Raw genomic sequence first — 4,092 nt, 5'->3', positions numbered from 1 at the left:
GCGGGTCCCACAGATAGCCTTCGAAATAGGTGACCTTGGCGCCAGACGCCTTGTCGGCTTCGACATCCTCAGGGCCAAGCTCGACGCAGGCGCCGAGATAGGTGTTCATCGAGCGCTCGCCGTCGGGCGTGACGAAGATCATCGAGCGCGCCGTCGTCGGCTCACCCTTGAGCGGTATGGTGTCGAAGGCGACGCCCTGCGCATGGATGTCGTGCGCGTAGATTTCGCCAAGCGCATCGTTGGAGACCTTGCCGAAGAAGGCGGCGCGGCCGCCGAAGCTGGCGACGCCGGCCGCCGTGTTGCCGGCGCTGCCGCCGGACGCCTCGATCGCCGGCCCCATGCGGCTGTAGAGCAGTTCGGCGCGCTGTGTGTCGATGAGGTTCATCGCGCCCTTGATGATGCCGTTGGTCTCGAGGAACTCCTCGTCGCACTGGGCGATGATGTCGACAATGGCATTGCCGATGCAAAGCACGTCATAATCCGGCATCAAAATCTCCGCCAAAACCCGAGCCGGCTTCTTGCCACGCCGGTCCGGCGCGGGTCTAGCGATTTGAAACCGGTTTGCCTAGGGCGTGACACGCAACTTTGGCGGAACAGGCAAAAGGCGCATCAGCCGCGAGGCGCTATGACAATTCGACCGTGGCCGAAGCATTTCATCACCGGACCGCCTACAAGCATGGCTCACCCGATCCCGTTTGAAGGCGAGCCATGCCGACAAAGAACGAGCCTGCAAAGAACGACATGACCACCGACCTTGCGCTGCTCGTCGTGCTGGCGGTGCTCTGGGGCGCCTCCTACACCTTCATCAAGATTGGCGTCGAAACCATCCCGCCGGTCACCTTCATCGCCGCCCGCACCCTGATTGCCGGTGGTATCTTGTTTGCCATCCTCCGCTGGCGCGGGCTCGCCATGCCGGGCGATGCGGCAAGCTGGCGCCGCTTCGCCTTCCAGGCCTGCCTCAACAGCGTCATCCCGTTCACCCTGATCGCCGCGGCGGAACGTTCGGTCGATGCCGGCCTCGCCACCATCCTGAATGCGACCTCGCCGATCTTCACCTTCCTCTTGACAGCGCTCATCACCCGCCACGAGCCGGTCACGCTGCGCAAGCTGATTGGCGTGGGCGCCGGCATTGCCGGCATCTGCCTCATCATCGGCACGCAGGCACTGGGTGGCCTCGGTCACGAGTTGTGGGCGCAGTTGGCCATCGTAGCGGCAACAATCTGCTATGCCGGGGCCGCCATTTTCGGCCGCGGCTTCAAGGGTCTCGATCCGATGCTGCCTGCCGCCGGTTCGATGCTGTGCGGCGCCGTCATCCTCGTGCCCCTCAGTCTGGTGTTCGACCAGCCGTGGACGCTGGCGCCTTCAACGGCGTCGATTCTGGCCCTGCTCGGCCTGTCGGTGTTTTCCACCGCATTGGCCTTCGTCATCTATTTCCGCCTCATCCACACGTTGGGTTCGGTCGGCACCACCTCGCAGGCCTATCTGCGGGTGCCGATCGGCGTCGGCATCGGCGCCCTTTTCCTCGGCGAAAGCCTAGGCTCGACGGCATGGCTGGGCATGGGTTTTGTCGTGGCTGGGGTCGCCGCCATGACCATTCCGGTTCGAAAGCCAGCATTTGCGCGGTAGAGCAATTCCAGGACAAGTGTGAAGCGGTTTTCCCGGGAAAAGCGCATTGGGGATTGCGTCAAAGCAAAAGAACCGGCCTGCTTGCGCTCATGCCGTGCTCTGCTTATCTCGGAAGCATCCGCCTTTTCGACGGTGTCTGGTGTGACCTGGGGGTAAAGCACGGTGATTTTCGACGCTGCCCGCACTGCGGCCCTCGAGCTGCTCTCGCCTCCCTTTCGGGCCGTGTTCCTCAAGACATTGGGTCTGACGCTGCTGGCGCTTGTCGCCTTGTGGTTCGGCCTGACCAGCCTCGTCGAGTGGCTCGCCCTGCCGTGGCTGCAGACGCTGTTGCCCGGCATACCGTCCTGGGCCGGCTGGCTGGGTGGCATCATCGCCGCGATAGCGCTTGCCTTCGGCATGGCATTGCTCATCGCGCCGGTGACGGCTGTTGTCGCCGGCCTGTTCCTCGACGATATCGCCGAAGTGGTCGAGCGCACCGACTATCCCGGCGATCCGACCGGTCGCGCCATGCCGGCGCTGCGCTCGCTGGTGCTGTCGGCGCGATTCCTCGGCGTCGTCATTCTCGGCAACATCGTCGCCCTGCTGCTTCTGCTGGTGCCGGGCGTCAACATAGCCGCCTTCTTTATCGTCAACGGCTATCTGCTCGGGCGCGAGTTCTTCGAATTCGCTGCCATGCGCTTTCGCGGGGAAGAAGAGGCCAGGGCCTTGCGCAGGCACTATGCCGGCACGGTGTTTCTCGCCGGGCTGCTCATCGCGGCTTTCCTCGCCGTGCCGTTGCTCAACCTGCTGACGCCGCTCTTCGCCGCCGCCGTGATGGTGCATCTGCACAAGGCGATCTCGGTGCGGGAAGTGGCTCGCTCCTCGCGCCGCTGAGCATTTTCTTCAGCGCAACAGGAATCCGCGTCCGAGCTCGTCGTCCGCTTCGACGATAAACTCCGTCCTGCCACTATAATAGGCGCGGCCGCCGACGCGGGCGATGATCGCCCCGTGCGGGCCAGCCTTCGCAGTCCGCACCACGGCTCCCGAAAAACGCGAGCCGGCAATGCTTTCGAATGTGCGCGTCTGTCCGATCGCGATCTCGCCCTTGGCATGCATGGCTGCCAGCCTCGCGGTGACGCCGGAACCGGTCGGCGAGCGGTCGACCTCCGCCTCGGCGAAGACGCAGATGTTCTTGGTCACCTCATCGGAAAAAGCATCGCGGCCATCGGTCAGGATGGTGCCGTAGAGGAAGGCAAGGTCGGCATGGTCGGGATGCGACAGCGGAAATTCGGCCTTGAGCCTGTCCGTCAGCGCCGTTGCCGCATCGACGAAATCGCGCACCCGGCTTTTGGCGAATTCGAGCCCGAATTGGTGACAATCGGCCAGCGCGTAGAAAGCGCCGCCATAGGCGACGTCGAAGCCGATCGTGCCGTGGCCCGCCAGCTCTATCGTCTGCCCGCCGGCGAACAGGAACGCCGGCACGCTTTCGAACGACACCGCACCGGCCTTGCCGTCCCTGACCTCGACCGAGGCGACGACCAGCCCACACGGCGCCTCGATATTGACTGTCGTGATTGGTTCCTGTTTCGCCACCAATCCTTCATCTACGGCGTAGCGGCCGAGCGCGACGATGGCGTGGCCGCACATCGTCGAATAGCCCTCATTGTGCATGAACAGCACGGCGAGGTCGGCGCCGGGCAGGTCGGGTTCGACCAGCAAGGCGCCATACATGTCGTAATGGCCGCGCGGCTCGAACATCAGGATCTTCCTGAGATGATCGAGATGGTCGCGCACATAGGCGCGCTTTTCCAGGATCGTGCCCTTGGGGACACTGGGATAGCCGCCGGTGACGATCCTGAGCGGCTCGCCGCCGGTATGCATATCGACGACGGTAAGCGTCATGCGATGGGCCCCGTTCAAGCTGAAGACTTGCCGAAGAGGGCTTGCAATTTGCCGAACGGCATGGCGGCGCGGGTGAAGCCGAAGGTGCCGTCCTGCTGGATCTCGCGCGCCGCCGTTTCCAGCATGCCATAGGCGAAATTGGTCAGCCACGGCCCGAGCGAGATGCGCTTGACGCCGGCCATGGCGAGGTCGGCGATGGTGAAGCCAGGCTTTGCCATGACATTGACCGGCTTGCTGACCGCCGAGCAGAGCGTGCGGATCATCTCGACGTCGCCGATACCGGGCGCATAGAGCACGTCGGCGCCGGCCTTCTCGAACGCCTGCAGCCGCTTGATGGTGTCGTCGAGGTCGGACTTGCCCCACAGGAAATTCTCAGCCCGCGCCGTGAAGACGAAATCGCGCTTCAGCGCTCGCGCCGCCTCCGCCGCCGCCGCAACGCGCTCGACGGCGTGCGCGAAATCATAGATCGGCTTGTCCGGATCGCCGGTGTGGTCCTCGATCGAGCAGCCGGCAAGACCGGCCGCTTCCGCCGCGAAGATGGTTTCGGCGGCCTGCTCGGCGCTGTCGCCCTTGCCTTTCTCGAGG

The 4,092-nt window shown here is 64.3% G+C and carries 5 protein-coding genes; 2 read left to right on the top strand and 3 right to left on the bottom strand.

Features of this window, described 5'->3' with window-relative positions; genetic code table 11:
• On the bottom strand, nucleotides 1-487 hold a 487-nt coding region (locus EN893_RS21925), incomplete at its 3' end, for an adenosine kinase (RefSeq protein WP_164773585.1).
• A 221-nt stretch (nucleotides 488-708) separates the two neighbouring features.
• Between EN893_RS21925 and EN893_RS21920 the strand changes: the two genes are divergently transcribed.
• Both EN893_RS21920 and EN893_RS21915 read left to right on the top strand, forming a co-directional pair.
• The gene (locus EN893_RS21920) at nucleotides 709-1,626 is read left to right on the top strand and encodes an EamA family transporter (protein ID WP_127266634.1); all 918 of its coding nucleotides are present in this window, start codon (nucleotides 709-711) and stop codon (nucleotides 1,624-1,626) included.
• A gap of 162 nt (nucleotides 1,627-1,788) precedes the next feature.
• Nucleotides 1,789-2,499: a sulfate transporter family protein gene (locus EN893_RS21915; RefSeq protein WP_127266633.1), complete on the top strand. Its 711-nt coding sequence runs from the start codon at nucleotides 1,789-1,791 to the stop codon at nucleotides 2,497-2,499.
• Between the two features lie 9 nt (nucleotides 2,500-2,508).
• On the opposite strand, the gene EN893_RS21910 is transcribed toward EN893_RS21915, so the two are convergent.
• Together EN893_RS21910 and EN893_RS21905 are read right to left on the bottom strand one after the other, a co-directional pair.
• Nucleotides 2,509-3,507: a proline racemase family protein gene (locus EN893_RS21910; RefSeq protein ID WP_127266632.1), complete on the bottom strand. Its 999-nt coding sequence runs from the start codon at nucleotides 3,505-3,507 to the stop codon at nucleotides 2,509-2,511.
• A 14-nt stretch (nucleotides 3,508-3,521) separates the two neighbouring features.
• Nucleotides 3,522-4,092 (bottom strand): isocitrate lyase/phosphoenolpyruvate mutase family protein (locus EN893_RS21905; RefSeq protein ID WP_128361769.1); only part of this gene is annotated, 571 nt, incomplete at its 5' end.

Source organism: Mesorhizobium sp. M7A.F.Ca.CA.004.04.2.1 (assembly GCF_004022825.1).
In the GTDB taxonomy this organism is placed as follows: Bacteria; Pseudomonadota; Alphaproteobacteria; order Rhizobiales; family Rhizobiaceae; genus Mesorhizobium.
The sequence above is the reverse complement of the archived record's forward strand: the minus strand, read 5'-3'. Positions and strand labels throughout refer to the sequence as shown.

Excerpts from the sequence above, each read along its gene's own strand:
- EN893_RS21920 (WP_127266634.1), top strand. The coding sequence starts at position 709 with ATGCCGACAAAGAACGAGCCTGCAAAGAACGACATGACCACCGACCTT.
- EN893_RS21910 (WP_127266632.1), bottom strand. The coding sequence starts at position 3,507 with ATGACGCTTACCGTCGTCGATATGCATACCGGCGGCGAGCCGCTCAGG.